Below are 18846 nucleotides of genomic sequence, written 5' to 3'. Positions count from 1 at the left end.
CCCAAGGCTATTCAGCCAGATTTCTTTTAAATCTCTTCGCAAAGCCAGTTCCTTTCCTTTACTTTTGCAAATTGCCCTTTTGAGAATCTGCGGTTCGGTGTACCGGGTCTGGATAGAGATCTTTTCGCGGTACTGCATTCGCCAGGTGCTCAAATTTAAATGGCCAACAGAACATGGCATTACCGTACCTGATCAAACATATTTATAACAGCGGCACAGAGGAAGTGATCCGCCGTGGTAAAAAAATCCATGCCCTTGGCAATGTGGAACTGGTGGAGTATGATGACCTGATGGCATCGGTGATCTTCCGTGTGAAGGATGATGGTTATGCTACTTTTTACAAAGTGCATATCAACCAGTTCAAAGATCCCAAAACATTATCACTGCGTTGCAGTTGTCCGTATAACCTCTCAGAGATCTGTCGCCACAAAGCCGGTGCCCTGTTTCACCTGCAGGATCTGCTCGATAAAAATTTACTCGGCGATAAAGAAACGATTTACGACCAGCGTCACACCGTGGTAAAAATGAAACAGCTGGAGCTGAAGCTGATCCGCATGTTATCGGCCCAGGAAAATTTCGAGGCGGCCGAGAATTACCTGCGCAGTGGCCGGAGTAATATCCTGGAAGCCAAAGATGAACGGGTACTGGCCGAGCTGGAATACGAGGGCGAATTATTTAAAGTACTGATCCAGAAAAACGAAGAAAGAAATTTTGATACCAGCTGCACCTGCCAGAGCGATACGGAGCATCCGCTCTGCGTGCACAAAAATATTCTGCTGCTGCAGTTACTGCATAATTACGGTCCGAATTATTTTGACAGTATCCGCAACTGGGACAAAGAGAAAAATAAATTACTCGCACTCTATGGTTATTCATTAACGGATGACCTGAAAGGCAAATTCGAATTTACCTATACCGATGGGAAACCTTTTCTGCGGGTGCTGGATACTACGATCAAAAGGGTGTCTCAGATACCGGGTGCAGAACCACGCCCAAGGCCTGCTGAAGAAGAGCCCGTAAAATCGCCGGCAGAAATACTGGTAGAAGAAGCGGCCGATAAAACCATCCTGAAACTGGGTGTGGTAATTACGGCCAACGAACAGCAATATCCTTATGTACAACTGGAAGCGGTGCAGGGCGAAGCGGATGAGGAGATGACAAAATACATCAGCAAAACCGTGAAGCTGGACCTCGCTAAATTCATCAACACCGAAGTATTCAGCGAAGAGGATAAAATGCTCTTGCAGCAATTGCGCAAACTGATGCCCGGCGAAGTAAGCCGTTATTTGAACCGCAATTCGCCTTTCAGCGGTATCTGGGAAAATATTATCCAACAACACAATGATGAGTTGCCCGAAGAAACGCGCCACCTCATCAATGAATTTCTGCATCCCAAATTTAAAAAAATATTTACAGAGCTGGCAGAAAGTCATTTTGTATTTTACCTGCCGGCCCGCAAAACCTTTACCACCGCCAACCTGCAGCAGGCAGAACTGATGCAGTTATTCATCAGCCCGGAATTTGAAGTAAACTATGCCAATGGTGCGTATGAAGTAGATTGCCGGGTAAAACTGCCACTGGCCGATCTGAATATTTCAGACAACGAAAGCGAATCAGCGCTGCTCTTCCAATACCATAACCAGTTTTTTACCTGGCAGCGTTCGGAAGACATTAACCTGGTAGAGAAATTTTTGCCCAGTGGTAAGATCAGTATTGCGGCAGAAGACTGGGCCGTGCAGTTGCAGCAATTCATTCTTCCTTTATCTAAAGAATACAATGTACATTTTACCAATGTGCAGAAAGAAGAGATCAAAGATTGCAAGCCCGAAGTAAAAGTATTGCTGAAAGAAAAAGGCGAATACCTGCTCTTTCAACCGGTATTCAGTTACCGTGGTTACGATGTGCGGCCGGTAGACAAAGAAAAAATCATCTTGCCCGTTGCCGATAAATTGCTGGTAATACAGCGTAACCTGGAAGCGGAAAAAGAATTTGTACAGAAAATAGAATCCCTGCATTCGGCCTTTATCCGTCCGGTAGAGGGCAATGTACTGGCCTTAAAAGGAACGGATGTATTGCGTAACAACTGGTTTTTCCTGTTTGTAGATGCAGTGAAGGAAATGAATATTCCCGTATTCGGATTTGAGGCACTGAAGAATTTCCGGTTCAATACGGCCAAACCCTCTACCAAAATTTTCATCAGCAGTAATACCGATTGGTTTGATGCCAAAGTGGAGATCCTGTTCGGCGAACAGAAAGTAACGGTAGACGAAGTGAAAAAAGCACTCACCAACAAACAGCAGTTTGTGCAGTTGCAGGATGGTACCCTGGGTATCCTGCCGGAAGAGTGGATCAAAAAATATTCGCTGCTGTTTCGTGTGGGCGATGGGAAGTCAGGCAGCATGAAGCTGAGCAAGTACCACTTCAGTGTGATTGAGGAACTATATCTGCAACGCGATGAACAGGAATTATTTTTTCAGCTGGAAGAGAAATATGAGCGTCTGAAAGACAATCACTCCATCAAAGAAGTACCGGCACCGGCACACTTGCGCGAAGTATTGCGCCCTTACCAGGAAAGCGGTTTTCAATGGCTGAACTACCTGCGCGAAGTGCAGTGGGGCGGCATTCTGGCAGATGATATGGGCCTCGGTAAAACCATACAGGCGCTCAGTTTTATTCATCACCTGAAAGAAGAGAACGGCAGCTTGAAGGCGCTGGTGGTTTGTCCTACCACGCTGATGTTTAACTGGCAGAACGAGATCAAAAAGTTCACGCCCAACTTAACGTTCTCTGTACATCATGGCGGCAGCCGGTCCAAAGAAAATTTAGCGGATCCTGCGATCGATGTGATCATTACTACCTATGGTACCCTGCGCAGCGATATCAAACAGTTTGTGGAAGTAAGTTTTGATTATGTGATCCTGGATGAAAGTCAGGCCATCAAAAATCCCGGTAGTAAAGTAACCAAAGCGGCAGGACTGCTGAAAGCCAAAAACCGTTTGTGTTTAAGCGGAACGCCTTTGCAGAATAATACCTTCGACATATTTGCGCAGATGAACTTCCTCAATCCCGGCATGCTGGGCAGTGTGGAATTTTTTAAACAGGAGTTCTCTGTGCCCATTGATAAGTTTGGAGAAAAAGAGCAGAAAGACCATCTGCGGAAATTATTATATCCCTTTATCCTGCGGCGTACCAAAGAGCAGGTAGCCAAAGATCTTCCCGAAAAACAGGAAATGGTCTTGTTCTGCGAAATGGGCGATGAGCAGCGTAAGATCTATGATGCTTACCGGAATGATTACCGCGATAAGATCCTGGGTGTGGTAGAGAACCAGGGTATCCAGAAATCGCAGCTCACCATTTTACAGGGTCTGATGAAACTGCGTCAGATCTGTGATAGTCCGGCTATTGTTAAAGAAGAAGAACGTTTTCCGAATGTATCAGTAAAGCTGGAAGAGATCGGCAGGGAGATCACGGAGAATATCAGCAACCATAAGGCATTGATCTTTTCGCAGTTCCTCGGTATGCTGGCGCTGATCAAAGAGAAGATGAAGGAGCTGGGGGTAGACTATGAATATTTCGACGGAAGCAGCACCGTAGCAGAAAGGGAGAAAGCGATCTATCGTTTCCAGAATGATGAGAATTGCCGCGTATTCCTGATCTCGCTGAAAGCGGGAGGTGTAGGTCTGAATTTAACCGCTGCCGATTATGTGTACATTGTGGATCCCTGGTGGAACCCTGCGGTAGAGCAGCAGGCCATTGACCGTACCCACCGCATAGGGCAAACCAAGAATATTTTTGCGTACCGCATGATCTGTACAGATACGGTTGAAGATAAAATATTAAAACTCCAGGAACGTAAACGTAACCTTGCCAAAGACCTGATCACAGACGATGAAGGATTTGTGAAAACGCTTACAAAAGAAGATGTGGAATATCTCTTCAGTTAAGTGTATTACCATACCGGCAAACAAAAGAGCACATATCACTATGTGCCCTTTGTAGTATCTGTGATGAATCTGTTGACTAACAGAGATTGTTTATTTCTTCAATTCTGCTGCAGCGATCATGCTTTCAGGATCTTTCAGGAAAGCGTCTTTACATTCTTTGGAGCAAAAACCCAGTACTTTCTCTTTGTAGTGAGCGGTATCGCTGATACCGGCAGTAACAGGCATACCGCAGCTGGGATCTTTTTTATTGTCAACCAGCAGATGTTCCAGTGCATGGCTGGTGCTATCGGTTGTTTGCATGGCTGCTACACTGTCGGTAGAAGGTTTTTCTTCTGTTTTGGCTGGTTCAGACTGGCAGGCACTGATAAACAGGCAGATAGCCAGGATACAGGTGGTGCCGGAAAGCAGGTTTCTGACTTGTTTCATGGATGATGTTTTGTGTTGAGAATTCGGTGCCCGCAAAAATAAGTAAAGTTTTATGTGAAAGGAAAGCTTTGGGCAGGGCGGGTATGTTAAAACTATGTTTAGAGGTGTACTGCTGCATCAATAACAGGCATTCTGCCAAACCCTGTAAATACAGTGTTTTCGGTGAATCTGTGCTGATTCCGGATGAATGCTGGTCCCGATTTTACCCTACCTATCCGATGTAAGTTTTCACCGATTTTCATGCGGTCATACCCAACTATCATAGTAGTTTTCCGTTAATCTTGATTGTCCCCGATTACTGATGAAGGAGAACGATATTTGTTTTCTGAATTATATTCCAACTTTTATGCGCAAAATTGCTGCTTTTATTGCCTGTCTTTTCCTGGTTTGTACGGTATCGGCCCAAACCTCCGGTTCTGTGAAAGGAAAACTGATTGATTCGCTCAACAAACAATCCCTCAAAGACGCTTCTGTTACCATACTGGATGCCCGTGATTCTACACTGGAAGTATTTACATTGGCCAAGGAAGATGGAACTTTCTCACTGCAGAATATTCCTTTCGGGGATATGATCCTGGAAGTAAAGTTCCAGGGCTATGAACCTTTTACCAAAAAGATCAGTTTCTCCAAAACCAATTTTTCGGTGAACCTGGGTACGATTTACCTGCGAACAGCTGCCAACGACCTCGGTAATGTAACCGTAACCGAATCGGTGGTAAGGATGAAAAAAGATACGATGGAGATCAGCGCTTCTGCTTTTAAAACCAAACCCAATGCCGTAGCAGAAGACCTGCTGAAAAAAATTCCCGGGATGGAAGTGAGCAAAGACGGTTCTATCAAATCGCAGGGTGAAGCCGTACAGCGGGTATTGGTGGATGGTAAACGCTTTTTCGGCGATGATCCTAAAATGGCCACCCGCAACCTTCCTCCCGATGTGATCGATAAGATCCAGGTATTTGATGATCTGAGCGACCAGAGCAAGTTCAGTGGTTTTGATGATGGTAACCGCGTGAAGACCATCAATATCACTACCAAAAAAGACAAGAAAAAAGGAATGTTCGGTAAAGCTGTGGCCGGTATTGGTACGGATGGTACGTATGATGAAAGCTTCAACTTCACACGTATCAATGGCGACAGGCAACTGACTTTTCAGGGACAGGCCAATAACGTAAACAAGCAGAATTTTACACAGAATAATATCGGCGGTGGTCGTGGTGGATTTGGCGGCGGTGGCGGAATGGGTGGTGGCGGATTTGGCGGCGGTGGTACTTCCAGCGGTATTACTACTACATTGGCAGGTGGTTTAAACTATCGCGATGTGTGGAGCCCGAAAATAGATGCTTACGGAAGCTATTTCTACAATGCACCCAGGGTAAATGCCGAATCCAACAGCAATACCGAGAATATCCTGCGCTCCGATACATCTACGTATAACAACGTGGTATCTTCTTCGGTATCAAGAAATGAGAACCACCGATTCAATTTCAATATAGAAGACAGGATCGATTCCAATAACTCGCTGATCTTCCGTCCTAATTTTACCATACAGAGCAGTAATCCTACTTCTACTTCGAGTACGGTTACTACCGGGGGAAAAAACAATGCACCTATTTACCAGTCTGTGAGCCAGTCTTCCGGTTATAACAGCGGTTATAATATCAATGGAACCAACCTGCAGTTGCGTCACAGGTTTGCCAAGCGTGGAAGAACTATTTCACTCGATCTCGGTTTTTCTGCCAGTAATACCAATGGCGACGGAAAGAATTATTCTGTGAACTCTTTTACCAGGCCTTTTGTAAGAACTGACACCATCAACCAGTTTTATGTAGATTCATCGCGTTCTACCAGTTTCAGTCCAACGGTTTCTTATACCGAGCCCGTGGGTAAGAACCAGATGATTGAACTGCGTTATTCCTACAACTATAACAACAGCAATACGGTTAACCGCACGTATAGTTTTGACAATGCTTCGCAGAAATTCAGCAAGTTCGACAGTCTGTTCAGTAACTCGTACGATTATACGGCTACTTCCAATACAGCCAGCCTGAGTTACCGCATCCAGCAAACCAAGTATAACCTGAATATCGGAACGGGTCTGCAGTTTATTGATCTGACCAGTAACAATACTACCAAAAACGTACTGGTAAAAAGGAATTTCACCAACCTGACACCAAACCTGAACTTCACTTACAATTTCACCAGAACCAAAAGTCTGCGTATATTCTATAACGGAAGAACCGGTCAGCCAAGCACTATGCAGTTGCAGCCGGTGAAAACAACATCCGACTCGATTAATTTCCAGATCGGTAACCCTGATCTGAAACCACAGTTCACCAACAGCATGCGGATCCTGTTCAACTCTTTTGATCCGTTTACCCAGCGACTCATTTTTGCCACGGTTAATGCAACCATTATTTCCAATGATATTGTGAGTTCCATTACGCAGAATCCGAATGGCGGAAGAACTTCTACGTATGTGAACCTGGGTGGTACCTACAATCTGTCTGGTTATTTCATGTATGGGTTCCCAATCAAAAATCCGAAATCGAACCTGAACTTACAGACCAATATCAATTATAACAGAAGCCGTTCTTTACTGAATAATGTGCTGAATGCCACACAGAGCACTACACTCAGGCAGACCATTAAATGGACCACCAACCTGAAGAATAATTTCGACATGAACCTGAGTACGTATTTTGAGTATAACCCAATCCGCAATTCGCTGTCGGCTAACCAGAATACCAATTATACCGTTCAGGGTATGGCGGCGGATTTCACTTTGTATTCGAACAATGGATGGATTCTGGCCAGTGATTTTGATTACTCGCATTTTGGAAATCGTCCGGCAGGTTATAACACAACCGTATTCCTGATCACACCTTCCATTGCCAAACAGTTCCTGAAAAATAAAGCAGGAGAATTGCGTTTAAGTTGTTTCGATATCCTGAAACAGAATAAATCGGTTACTTCTTCTGCATCTGCCAACCAGATTGTTAACAGTATTTCGAATAACCTGACCCGTTATTTCATGCTCACTTTCACCTATAACCTGCGCTCATTTGGGGCACAGCAACAGCAGCGTGGACAGCAGAACCAGATGCGGGGCATGTTCCCCGGTGGTGGTATGATGATGATGGGTGGCGGTAATCGCAGAGGAGGAGGTGGTGGTAACTAACAGTTAATAGCATTTTCGCTAATCAGCACTGATCTGATTTGAGAATGGGCCGTTCAGCATGCTGAAGGGCCTTTTTCGTAGTACCAGCAGTTGTCTTAACCAAACTTTTATAAAAAAATTCAGCCTGTTTTGGCAAACTGTTATACTTTTACAAAAAATTTCAAAGGTCTCTTAGACACTTATCAGTGAAACAGCCTTTCTTACATATCAGTTGCTCCCCGGTAGTTACCAACGCCGAGCCCATGGCCCCGGCAACACTTCCGTGTAACTCCCTGCCGCGACCACGACGTGGTTGCTGATAGGACGAGCAACTGGCACTTGCCCCTATCAGTGGAAATTCTCCCGGAATTGGATCTACAAACACCCAGGTGTTTTCTTTTCACTCTATTAATCAGTACAAGTTGGAAGATAATATTATTGTTCGTGTAGCGAACGGTGGCGACACCCATTACGCACAAACCATAACAGACGAAATGGAGTCTTCTGCGAAGGCCCGCGGAACCGGTATTGCCAAACGCAGTCCGGAATATGTTGCCAAAAAGATGGAAGAAGGCAAAGCCGTGATAGCCACGCTGCCCGATGGAACCTGGGTGGGCTTCTGTTATATTGAAGTGTGGGGCCATGAGCAGTTTGTAGCCAACAGCGGACTGATTGTAGCGCCTGCCTTTCGTAAAAGCGGAACGGCCAAAAGGATCAAACAGACCATCTTTAACCTCTCTCGCCAGAAATATCCCACTGCTAAAATATTCGGCTTAACTACCGGTCTGGCTGTGATGAAGATCAACAGCGACCTGGGTTATGAGCCTGTTACCTACAGTGAGCTTACGGATGATGAAGAGTTCTGGGCCGGATGTAAAAGCTGTGTGAACTATGATATCCTGATGAGCAAAGACAGGAAAAACTGTTTGTGCACCGCTATGTTATACGATCCCAAAGATCATTACGAACCTGTTGAAACCTCGGAAGATTTTAAGCAGAACTCAAAACTGTACGAACGTTTTATGAAGATCAAACAAAGTAAACTGCTGCGTTTGTTCCGCAAAAAAGAAACAGGTGGCGGCGCTGCCCTGAAGCCCAAATCTTTGTTCCAACAGTTTTTTAACATGTAACAGTCTCCCGTAAGGGAAATCTTATAGAATTTCAAAGAAAATACGTGCAAGCAATGAAAACGGAAACAGCAACAGCATTACAAAAAGGTGACCAGGTAGTACTGGGCTTTAGTGGCGGATTGGATACTTCCTTTTGTGTAAAATACCTGACAGAAGACAAAGGCTACGAGGTACATAGCGTAATTGTGAATACCGGCGGCTTTAGTGAAGAGGAATTGGCGCAGATAGAAAAACATGCGTATACGCTGGGCGTAAAAACCCATACCACGGTAAATGCTGTGAAAAGTTATTACGACAGTATTATCAAATACCTGATTTACGGAAATGTATTGAAGAACAATACTTATCCCTTAAGTGTAAGTGCAGAAAGGCTGAGCCAGGCTTTACATATTGCAGAACATGCCCAAAAACTGAAAGCCAAAGCGGTGGTGCATGGCAGTACCGGCGCTGGTAACGACCAGGTTCGTTTTGATATGATCTTTAATATCATGATCCCGGGGGTAGAGATCATCACACCCATCCGCGATATGAAACTGAGCCGCGAAGCCGAGATCGAATACCTGAAGGGGAAAGGTGTTACCATGAATTTTGAGAAAGCGGCTTACTCCATCAACAAAGGTTTATGGGGCACCAGCGTAGGTGGTAAAGAAACACTGAACTCAAAAGGCATTTTACCAGAAGAAGCCTGGCCCACACAGGTTACCAGAACCGGTGAGGAGGAAGTGAAACTCCATTTTGAAAAAGGGGAGCTTACGGCGGTGAATGAAAAAACCTTTCAGCATCCTTCAGAAGCGATACAATATTTACAGACACTGGCGGGTCCTTACGGATTGGGCCGCGATATTCATGTGGGTGATACCATTATCGGTATCAAGGGCCGCGTAGGTTTTGAAGCCGCTGCGCCCATGGTGATTCTGAAAGCGCACCATGCACTGGAGAAACATGTATTAACCAAATGGCAGCTTGGGTGGAAAGACCAGTTGGCGCAGTTCTACGGTAACTGGCTGCATGAAGGACAGATCATGGATCCTGTGATGCGCGATATTGAAGCGTACCTCGAAAGTTCGCAGGCACATGTAACCGGTGATGTGTTTGTACAGTTACTGCCTTACCGTTTCCAGGTGATCGGTATTGAATCGAAATATGATCTGATGAGCAGCAAGTTTGGCAAATATGGCGAAATGAATAGTGGCTGGACAGGCGATGATGTAAGAGGTTTCTCCAAGATCTTCGGTAACCAGACGGGCATCTATCACAATATCAAAGAATCGAACAAGTGAGTGGAAAGGTTTCCATAGAAACGCCGTTACAACATTACCAATGGGGTAATGCCTGCGAAGGATGGAATCTGGTAGATAACGCAGCACTTTCTGTTAAACAGGAGAGAATGCCTGCCGGAACGGCTGAGGCTTTGCATTATCATCAGTTTGCACAACAGTTTTTTTTCATCCTGAAAGGAACAGCTACTTTTGAAATAGATGGGGAAACCATCATTGTAAACGAACAGGAAGGCATTCATATACAGGCCGGCAGGAAACATCGCATCAGTAATACTACTTCAACAGCTATTGAATTTATTCTATCGTCTCAGCCCTCTACGGCAGCAGACAGGATCAATGTATAAATCATGAAACAAGTAAAAGCAGGCATCGTTGGCGGGGCGGGTTATACCGGTGGAGAAATGATCAGGTTGCTGATCAACCATCCCGGTGTGGCATTATCTTTTGTGCACAGTACCAGTAATGCAGGAAATGCGGTAAGCAAAGTACATGCTGACCTTATAGGTGAAACAGAGATCCTGTTTACTGATACACTACAAAATGATATTGATGTATTGTTCCTCTGTGTGGGTCATGGTGATGCGAAAAAATTTCTGACAGAAAACTCCATTCCTGCTATCATTAAAGTGATCGATCTGTCGCAGGATTTCCGGCTGGCAGAGAAAGCCAGTATTGGTGACAGAACTTTCGTGTACGGTTTACCGGAGTTGAATAAAGCCGAGATCAGAGGAGCAGCCAATATTGCTAATCCTGGCTGTTTTGCTACCGCTATACAATTAGGGTTACTGCCATTGGCCAAAGCAGGTGTGTTGGGTGATGTATATACAACAGGTATTACGGGATCAACCGGTGCCGGACAGGGCCTGAGCAGTACATCGCATTTCAGCTGGCGCGCCAATAATATCCAGGCATACAAATCATTGCAGCACCAGCATATTAATGAGATCCACCAGAGCCTGCAGCAGTTGCAGGGCAACGATGGTATGCAGGTGAATTTTGTACCCTGGAGAGGTGATTTTACCCGCGGCATATATATCAGTTCCGTGATTGATTGCGGATTACCCCTGGATGCGATCAAAGAACTCTACAAAGAATTTTACCAGGGCCACGCGTTTACTCATGTAAGCGAAACAATGATCGATCTGAAACAAGTAGTAAACACCAACAAGTGTTTACTGCATATTGAAAAACAAGGCAGCAAGATCGTGGTACACTCGGCTATTGATAATTTATTGAAAGGAGCCAGTGGCCAGGCGGTACAGAATATGAATCTGTTGTTTGGATTGGAGGAGACGGCCGGATTGAAATTGAAAGCGGCCGGGTTTTAAGTGGTAAGTAATAAGTATTAAGTATTAAGTGAATAGTCAGGTATGCAGAATTATAAAGGTTTAAAGGTTTGGGAGAAAGCGCATTTTTTTAGGTTATTGACGTATCTGGAAACAAAAACTTTTCCTAAAGAAGAAATATATAGTCTTACAAACCAGTTGCGAAGATCCGCCACATCGGTTCCTGCAAATATAGCGGGGAGTGTGGCAGATAAAAACATAGATTGAAACTAATTGATTAATGAAGTAAAAGCCATATTAATCGCACTGATCAATAAAGTGCGTTCCTGGCTTACTACTTACAACTTATAACTTATAACTTATGACTTTATTCGACGTTTACCCCCTGAACAATATCGCCATCACCAGTGCCAAAGGTTCTTATGTATGGGACCAGGAAGGGGTACAATATTTAGACATGTATGGAGGTCATGCAGTAATCAGCATTGGCCATACACACCCGCATTGGGTAAAACGTATCGAGGACCAGCTGGAGAAGATCGCTTTTTATTCTAATTCGGTAGTGATTCCTATCCAGCAGGAACTGGCTGCTAAACTGGGCCGTTTAAGTGGAAAGGAAGATTACCAGCTGTTCCTGTGTAACAGTGGCGCAGAAGCCAATGAGAATGCGTTGAAGCTGGCATCTTTTGTAAATGGTAGAAAAAAAATCCTCGCTTTTAAAAAATCATTTCACGGCAGAACCTCACTGGCGGTAGCGGCAACAGATAATCCGGCCATAGTGGCCCCGGTGAACGAAACGGATAATGTGATCTTCCTTCCTTTTAATGATGAAGCGGCTTTAAAAGCCTGTTTTGCAGAACAAGGCAAAGAAATTTCTTCTGTGATCATTGAAGGGATCCAGGGAGTGGGTGGTATCAATATTGCCAACGACTCTTTTCTGCAGCTGATCAGAACACTTTGCGATGAACATGGTACTGTATATATTGCCGATAGTGTGCAATGTGGTTATGGAAGAAGCGGTAAATTCTTCGCACATGATTTTGCAGGTGTGAATGCCGATATCTATACCATGGCCAAGGGAATGGGTAATGGGTTTCCTGTTGCGGGTATTCTCATTGCACCCGGTATCCAGCCTAAACATGGCATGCTGGGTACCACATTTGGTGGTAACCAGCTGGCCTGCGCAGCTGCACTGGCCGTATTGGAAGTGATGGAAGAAGAGAAGCTGATCGAAAATGCAAAAGCGAATGGCGAATACCTGATAGAAAAACTGAAAGCAGTGGAGGGATTGAAAAATGTTCGCGGCCGCGGACTGATGATCGGCTTTGACCTGCCAGACGAGCTGAAGGAGCTGAAAAAGAAACTACTGTTCGATTTCAAAGTATTTACCGGAGAAGCCAAGCCCAATGTGATCAGGCTCTTGCCTTCGCTGGCTTTATCGAGGAAACAGATCGATGAGTTTTTGTTTTCGTTGGGTGAAGCGATTGAAGAGTTGAAGGAAAAAGCTTAACGCGGAACGCTTAAGTAGTTACATGTAAGCGATTTGAGAGATTATCGTAAATAGGAAGTTTGGCAGAAAGCACATGCACTGGCCTTGTTTGTGTATAAGACTGTTATGCCGGATTTTCCGAAGTCGGAGCAGTTTGAACTGAGTAGTCAGCTAAAACGGGCTGTATATTCTGTACCGTTGAATATTGTTGAGGGTTGCGGCAGGAGTACTGACAAAGATTTTGTACATTTTCTGGATATCTCTTTAGGATCTATTCATGAAGTAGCTTACTGCACACTGCTTGCTTTTGATCTGGGATACATTGATAAAGACAAGTATGAACAAGTGACAGAAATGATCAATGAAATAACAGCAAAACTGATTAACCTGATAAAATCAATAAGAGAATAATTTACCCATGCGTTCCGCGTTAAGCGTTAAGCGTTAAGCATACAATATGAAACAATTTATTTCTGTTACCGATGTTACCGATATCAATGCCATGGTAAAAAAAGCCCTGGCATACAAAGCGCATCCGCTGTTGGATAAAGAGCTGGGTGCAGACAAAAGGATTGGTCTGTTGTTTTTAAACCCCAGTCTGCGTACCCGTTTAAGCACACAGATCGCTGCTAAGAACCTGGGTATGGAAGCCGTGGTATTTAACGTAGACAAAGAAGGCTGGGCACTCGAGTTTGAGGAAGGAGCCATTATGAGCGGTAATACGGTAGAACATGTAAAAGATGCGGCGCCTATTCTGGGACAGTATTTTGATATACTCTGTATCAGAACCTTCCCATCTTTAAAGAACCGGGAAGATGATTACAGCGAAATGTATATTAACCAGTTCATCAAATATGCTGGTGTACCGGTAGTGAGCCTGGAAAGTGCTACGCTGCATCCTTTGCAGTCGTTAACAGATATCATCACCATTACCGAATCACTCAAACAAAACCCGGCAGGCGGTACCCGAAAACCAAAAGTGGTACTAACCTGGGCACCACATATCAAGCCCCTTCCGCAATGTGTGGCCAATAGTTTTGCGCAATGGGTAAATGCCTGGGGTGAGGCAGATTTTGTGATCACCCATCCACAGGATTACGAACTGGCCGAACAGTTTACCAAAGGAGCTACTATTACCCACGACCAGGATGCGGCTTTACAGGATGCGGATTTTGTGTATGTAAAGAACTGGAGCACGTATACGGATTACGGAAAAGTGTACGAGAATGATCCGGCCTGGATGCTGACAGAAGAGAAACTGAAAGCCACCAACAATGCTAAAGTAATGCACTGTTTGCCGGTAAGAAGAAATGTGGAGTTAAGCGATGAAGTATTGGACAGCGACCACAGCCTGGTAACCAAACAGGCGGGTAACCGTGTTTGGGCGGCACAGGCTGTATTATCAGAGATATTAAGCGCAGCTAAATAAAAAACGTGGAAACAGTTTATATCATAAAGATCGGTGGTAACATCATTGATGATGAAACCAAACTGGCTTCGTTCCTGCAGTCTTTTGCTGCAGTGAAAGGAAAAAAGATTTTGGTACACGGCGGTGGTAAACTGGCAACCAAACTGGCCGATCAGATGGGTGTTCAGCAACAGATGGTAGATGGCAGACGTATTACCGACGCGGAAACGCTGAAGATCGTAACCATGGTATATGCTGGTTATATCAATAAAAATATTGTTGCCCAATTGCAGGCAAATGGTTGCAATGCTATGGGGTTAACGGGTGCCGATGCCAACCTGCTGCAGGCACATAAACGAACACATGCCACGATAGATTACGGTTTTGTAGGTGATGTAGATCTGGTGAACACAGAGCTGATTCAACTTTTACTGAACAAGGGCATTACGCTGGTGGCAGCGCCCATCACCCACAATGCCCAGGGAGATCTGCTGAATACCAATGCAGATACTATTGCACAGGAACTGGCTACAGCATTGGCCAGTATGTACAAGGTAACACTGATTTATTCTTTTGAAAAGAGTGGGGTGTTACTGGACGTAAATGATGAAAATTCAGTGATCCTGCAAATGGATCCTGCATATTATACCGAACTGAAACAACAACAATTAATATTTGCCGGGATGATCCCCAAGCTCGATAATGCTTTTGCCGCATTGGCCAAAGGCGTGAGCAAAGTGATCATCGGAAAGGCAGAAGAACTACACGGGCTGATTGCCGGCAGCGCGGGTACAACCATTCACCATGAATGATCAACAACATACACCAGCAAACCAGGCAGTAGCACTGTTGCAACAATTGATTGCCACTCCTTCTTTCAGTAAGGAAGAAGCGGAAACAGCTGTTATCCTGGAAACCTTTTTACAGCAAAAAGGCGTTAAAACCCGGCGTTACCTCAATAATGTGTGGGCAGTGAATAAACATTTTGATGAAGCAAAACCGTGTCTCTTATTAAATTCTCACCACGATACGGTTAAACCGAACAAAGCCTATACCCTGGATCCTTTTGCTCCCGCCATCACAGATGGTAAATTATACGGCCTTGGTAGTAATGATGCCGGCGGATGCCTGGTTTCTTTGCTGATGGTATTTCTGCATTTTTATGAAGCAACTGATCTGAAATATAACCTGGTATTTGCGGCCACTGCCGAAGAAGAGATCTCAGGCAAAAACGGGATTGAGGTATTGTTAGCACACCTGCCAAAAATCGAATGCGGTATTGTGGGTGAACCTACTTTGATGCAGATGGCCATTGCGGAACGTGGATTACTGGTACTGGATGTAACCGCCACCGGCAAAGCGGGTCATGCTGCGCGCGAAGAGGGAGAAAATGCTTTGTACAAAGCATTGGCTGATATTGAGTGGTTCCGGAATTTTGCCTTTGAAAAAGTATCACCGCTGCTCGGCAAAGTGAAGATGTCGGTTACCGTGATCGAAACAGAAAATAAAGCGCATAACGTGGTGCCTTCTTCCTGTCGGTTTGTGGTAGATGTAAGAGTAAACGAATTGTATACTTTTGAAGAAGTGCTGGCTATCATCCAGGCGAATGTGAAAAGCGAAGTAGTTCCACGAAGCCTGCGCATGCGCTCCACTTCCATCAGCCTTGATCATCCGCTGGTGCAATCCGGAATACAATTGGGCCGGTCCTATTATGGATCACCTACTACCAGCGATAAGGCACTGATGCCCTTCCAGACTTTGAAAATGGGTCCGGGAGACAGTGCAAGGAGTCATACTGCAGATGAGTATTTATACGTAGATGAGATTTATCAGGGAATAGAATTGTATATTAACCTGTTAAAAAAAGTGATTCTTTAGTTCCCGGTTACTGGTTGCAGGTAAAAGGCAGATCATGAAAAATTACCAGGATCTTGATATTTACAAGGAGTCAAAAGAACTGGCCATACAGGTTCACAAAATGACGCTTCTTCTTCCCAAATTCGAAATGTTTGAAGAAGCTAGCCAGATCAGGCGATCTTCTAAATCTGTCACATCTATGATTGTGGAAGGTTACGGTAGGAGAAGATACAAAGCAGATTTTATAAAATACCTGGTATTTGCACAGGCAGAGTGTGATGAGACGATTGTACATCTCGGGTTTCTGAAAGAAACAGGGTCACTTGACAAAGAAGAATTATATCAATCATTACATGCAGGATATGAAGTATTGAGTAAGAAAATAAATAAGTTTGTTCAGTGGGTAAAAACCAACTGGAACCATTTTTAAAACAGGCTACCAATAACGAGTAACTAGTAACCTGCAACTAGTAACCTGCAACCGGTAACCGGCAACCGATCTCTCATGAAACTGTGGAGCAAAGACAATACCGACACATCCAAACTGGTAGAGAAATTTACCGTAGGCAAAGACAAGGAGTTTGACCTGCTCCTGGCTCCCTTTGATGTACAGGGGTCCATCGCACATGCCCATATGCTGGCCAGTGTGGGTTTGCTTACGCAGGAAGAAGCCACTGCTATCATTGCTGCATTAAAAAAAATCTACCAGCAAATTCACCATTCACAATTCACCATTGCTGATGGTATTGAAGACGTTCACTCGCAGGTAGAGCTCCTGCTTACCCAACAACTGGGCGATACCGGTAAAAAGATCCACTCGGCCCGCAGCCGCAACGACCAGGTGCTGGTGGATGTAAAATTGTTTCTGCGCAGCGAAATAGAAACGCTGGTGAAAGAAGTACAACCCTTTTTCCAGTTATTACAGGCACAAAGCGAAAAATATAAAGGTCATCTATTCCCGGGGTACACACATTTGCAACTGGCCATGCCCTCTTCTTTTGGTTTGTGGTTTGGTGCCTATGCAGAAAGCCTGGTAGATGATCTGATCACTTTACAGAGCGCTTACCAGGTGGTTAACAAAAACCCGCTGGGTTCTGCAGCTGGCTATGGTTCTTCTTTCCCCATCAACCGGACCCTGACCACTGAATTACTGGGTTTTGCTGACCTGAATTATAATGTAGTATATGCACAGATGGGCAGAGGTAAAGCAGAACGTATCACTGCCATGGCATTGGCTAATCTGGCCGATACTTTGTCGAGGTTAAGCATGGATGCCTGTTTATACCTGAACCAGAATTTTGATTTTATCAGTTTCCCGGCTTCTTTAACCACCGGCTCCAGTATCATGCCGCATAAAAAAAATCCGGATGTGTTTGAGCTGGTTCGTTCTTACTGCAACCGTTTAAAAGCCTTACCAAACGAGATCCTGCTTATGACCAGTAACCTGCCCTCCGGTTACCACCGCGATCTGCAGTTACTGAAAGAACACCTGTTCCCGGCTTTCCAGACCCTCAAAGACTGTTTAACCATGGTAAGCCTGATGCTGGCGAATATATCCATTAAAGAAAATATCCTGGCAGACGATAAGTACAAATATGTGTTCAGCGTAGAAGAAGTGAACAAACGCGTATTACAGGGTGTGCCTTTCCGTGATGCGTATAAAGAGATCGGCATGGCCATCGAAGAAGGCCGTTTTACCTATACCACCCAGGTAAACCATGTACATGAAGGCAGTATCGGTAATCTTTGCACAGAGCAGGTAAATGCCATGATGCAACAGACCCTATCGCAATTCGGATTTGAGAAAGTGAATACGGCTATCGAAAAACTGGTGGGGTAGCAAGTAAAAAATATCGTTTCTTTGACCTTCACAAAATCAACCACATGAAACAATCGTTTTTTGTTTTCGCTTTGTTCCTGCTGGCTACCGCCGGCTTTTCTCAGGCAAAAAAGCCGGTCACTACCGCCAAACCCGCTGTTAAACCAGCCGTGGCTGCCAATCCTTTTAAAAATAATGTGGACAGTACCAGTTATGCATTGGGTATCCGCATCGGGCAAAGTCTGAAACAACAGGGTTTTGATAATATTAATATGACCCTTTTTCAAAAAGCGCTGGCTGATCAGCGTGCCAATAAAACGGTTTTATTAGATGATGCGGCCATCCAGCAATGTTTTACCCGCTTCCAGGAGAATGCGGTGAGCATTAAAGCAGCAGGTGCCATTAAAGAAGGCAAGGCTTTTCTGGAAAAAAACGGCAAACGTGCGGGTGTAGTTACCTTACCCAGCGGTTTACAATATGAAGTGCTGAAAGCCGGTACAGATAATACCCGCCCCACACTGGCCAGCAAAGTAAAATGTCATTATACAGGTACCCTGCTGAACGGAACCAAATTCGACAGTTCGGTAGACAGGGGCGAACCCATCACTTTTGCCCTCGCCAATGTGATCCGCGGCTGGCAGGAAGGGCTGCAACTGATGACCGTTGGCAGTAAATGGAAATTGTACATTCCTGCAGACCTCGCCTATGGCGATAATGGTCCGCCCAACATCGGTCCGGGTGCTACCCTGGTGTTTGAAGTAGAACTGCTGGGCGTAGAGAATTAAACAATCATTTCATTCCTGCATAAGGGAAATACCGGAGCCGTAAAGGGTTCACTCCGGTATTTCCCTTTTTGTTTTAAAATCTCTCTGTGAAACTCTGTACCTCAGTGGCCTCTGAGTTGAAAATGACAGCTGCTAATAGATGATAGAGGATAAGTTGTGTTTTTCAACACAGAGACTCAGAGCCAGGGAGTTACACAGAGGTAATAATCTTCTAACAACCATTCCTTTAACCTTCATTAACCTTTCCCCAAAGTTCATTAACCGC

General features: G+C 44.7%; 15 protein-coding genes and 1 pseudogene. 15 read left to right on the top strand and 1 reads right to left on the bottom strand.

The window, feature by feature from the left end; translation table 11 throughout:
• The first annotated feature begins 173 nt into the window (after nt 1–173).
• Nucleotides 174–3944 (top strand): SNF2-related protein, encoded by a 3771-nt coding sequence (locus tag AC1RNB_RS04275; RefSeq protein ID WP_493080996.1) that lies wholly within the window; start codon nt 174–176, stop codon nt 3942–3944.
• A gap of 90 nt (nt 3945–4034) precedes the next feature.
• Here AC1RNB_RS04275 and AC1RNB_RS04270 read toward each other — a convergent pair whose 3' ends face one another.
• On the bottom strand, nt 4035–4370 hold the full coding sequence (locus AC1RNB_RS04270; RefSeq protein WP_493080994.1) for a YHS domain-containing protein: 336 nt from the start codon (nt 4368–4370) through the stop codon (nt 4035–4037).
• Between the two features lie 346 nt (nt 4371–4716).
• On the opposite strand from AC1RNB_RS04270, the gene AC1RNB_RS04265 reads away from it, so the two are divergent.
• From AC1RNB_RS04265 to bamJ, 14 genes and pseudogenes are all read left to right on the top strand, one after another.
• The gene (locus AC1RNB_RS04265; protein WP_493080992.1) at nt 4717–7548 is read left to right on the top strand and encodes a TonB-dependent receptor domain-containing protein; all 2832 of its coding nucleotides are present in this window, start codon (nt 4717–4719) and stop codon (nt 7546–7548) included.
• 401 nt (nt 7549–7949) lie between these two features.
• Nucleotides 7950–8657, top strand: a complete 708-nt coding sequence (locus AC1RNB_RS04260) for a GNAT family N-acetyltransferase (protein ID WP_493080990.1) — start codon at nt 7950–7952, stop codon at nt 8655–8657.
• 53 nt (nt 8658–8710) lie between these two features.
• The gene (locus tag AC1RNB_RS04255) at nt 8711–9937 is read left to right on the top strand and encodes an argininosuccinate synthase (RefSeq protein WP_493080988.1); all 1227 of its coding nucleotides are present in this window, start codon (nt 8711–8713) and stop codon (nt 9935–9937) included.
• Nucleotides 9934–10281, top strand: coding sequence for a cupin domain-containing protein (locus AC1RNB_RS04250; RefSeq protein ID WP_493080987.1), 348 nt, complete (start codon nt 9934–9936; stop codon nt 10279–10281). Before AC1RNB_RS04255 ends, AC1RNB_RS04250 begins: the two co-directional genes overlap by 4 nt.
• Nucleotides 10282–10284: 3 nt before the next feature.
• The gene (gene argC / locus AC1RNB_RS04245; RefSeq protein WP_493080986.1) at nt 10285–11265 is read left to right on the top strand and encodes an N-acetyl-gamma-glutamyl-phosphate reductase; all 981 of its coding nucleotides are present in this window, start codon (nt 10285–10287) and stop codon (nt 11263–11265) included.
• 42 nt (nt 11266–11307) lie between these two features.
• A complete protein-coding gene (locus tag AC1RNB_RS04240; RefSeq protein ID WP_493080985.1) occupies nt 11308–11490 on the top strand; it encodes a four helix bundle protein in 183 nt (60 codons plus the stop codon).
• A 94-nt stretch (nt 11491–11584) separates the two neighbouring features.
• Nucleotides 11585–12733, top strand: coding sequence for an aspartate aminotransferase family protein (locus AC1RNB_RS04235; RefSeq protein WP_493080983.1), 1149 nt, complete (start codon nt 11585–11587; stop codon nt 12731–12733).
• A 66-nt stretch (nt 12734–12799) separates the two neighbouring features.
• Nucleotides 12800–13123, top strand: a pseudogene (locus AC1RNB_RS04230) (four helix bundle protein); the annotation flags it as partial.
• Nucleotides 13124–13169: 46 nt separating this feature from the next.
• A complete protein-coding gene (locus AC1RNB_RS04225; RefSeq protein WP_493080981.1) occupies nt 13170–14141 on the top strand; it encodes an N-acetylornithine carbamoyltransferase in 972 nt (323 codons plus the stop codon).
• A gap of 5 nt (nt 14142–14146) precedes the next feature.
• Nucleotides 14147–14932 carry an acetylglutamate kinase gene (gene argB, locus AC1RNB_RS04220; RefSeq protein ID WP_493080980.1) on the top strand — a complete coding sequence of 262 codons (786 nt, stop codon included), beginning with the start codon at nt 14147–14149 and terminating at the stop codon, nt 14930–14932.
• Nucleotides 14925–15998, top strand: a complete 1074-nt coding sequence (locus tag AC1RNB_RS04215; protein ID WP_493080978.1) for a M20 family metallo-hydrolase — start codon at nt 14925–14927, stop codon at nt 15996–15998. Before argB ends, AC1RNB_RS04215 begins: the two co-directional genes overlap by 8 nt.
• Before the next feature lie 34 nt (nt 15999–16032).
• Nucleotides 16033–16407: a four helix bundle protein gene (locus tag AC1RNB_RS04210; RefSeq protein WP_493080976.1), complete on the top strand. Its 375-nt coding sequence runs from the start codon at nt 16033–16035 to the stop codon at nt 16405–16407.
• 75 nt (nt 16408–16482) lie between these two features.
• Complete coding sequence (argH, locus tag AC1RNB_RS04205) at nt 16483–17817, top strand: argininosuccinate lyase (RefSeq protein ID WP_493080975.1); 1335 nt, start codon at nt 16483–16485, stop codon at nt 17815–17817.
• Nucleotides 17818–17861: 44 nt separating this feature from the next.
• Nucleotides 17862–18581, top strand: coding sequence for a BamJ family beta-barrel-assembly machinery protein (gene bamJ, locus AC1RNB_RS04200; RefSeq protein WP_493080973.1), 720 nt, complete (start codon nt 17862–17864; stop codon nt 18579–18581).
• The last annotated feature ends 265 nt before the right edge of the window (nt 18582–18846 follow it).

This window comes from Sediminibacterium sp. GW821-FHT12F12 (assembly GCF_058806635.1).
The sequence above is the reverse complement of the archived record's forward strand: the minus strand, read 5'-3'. Positions and strand labels throughout refer to the sequence as shown.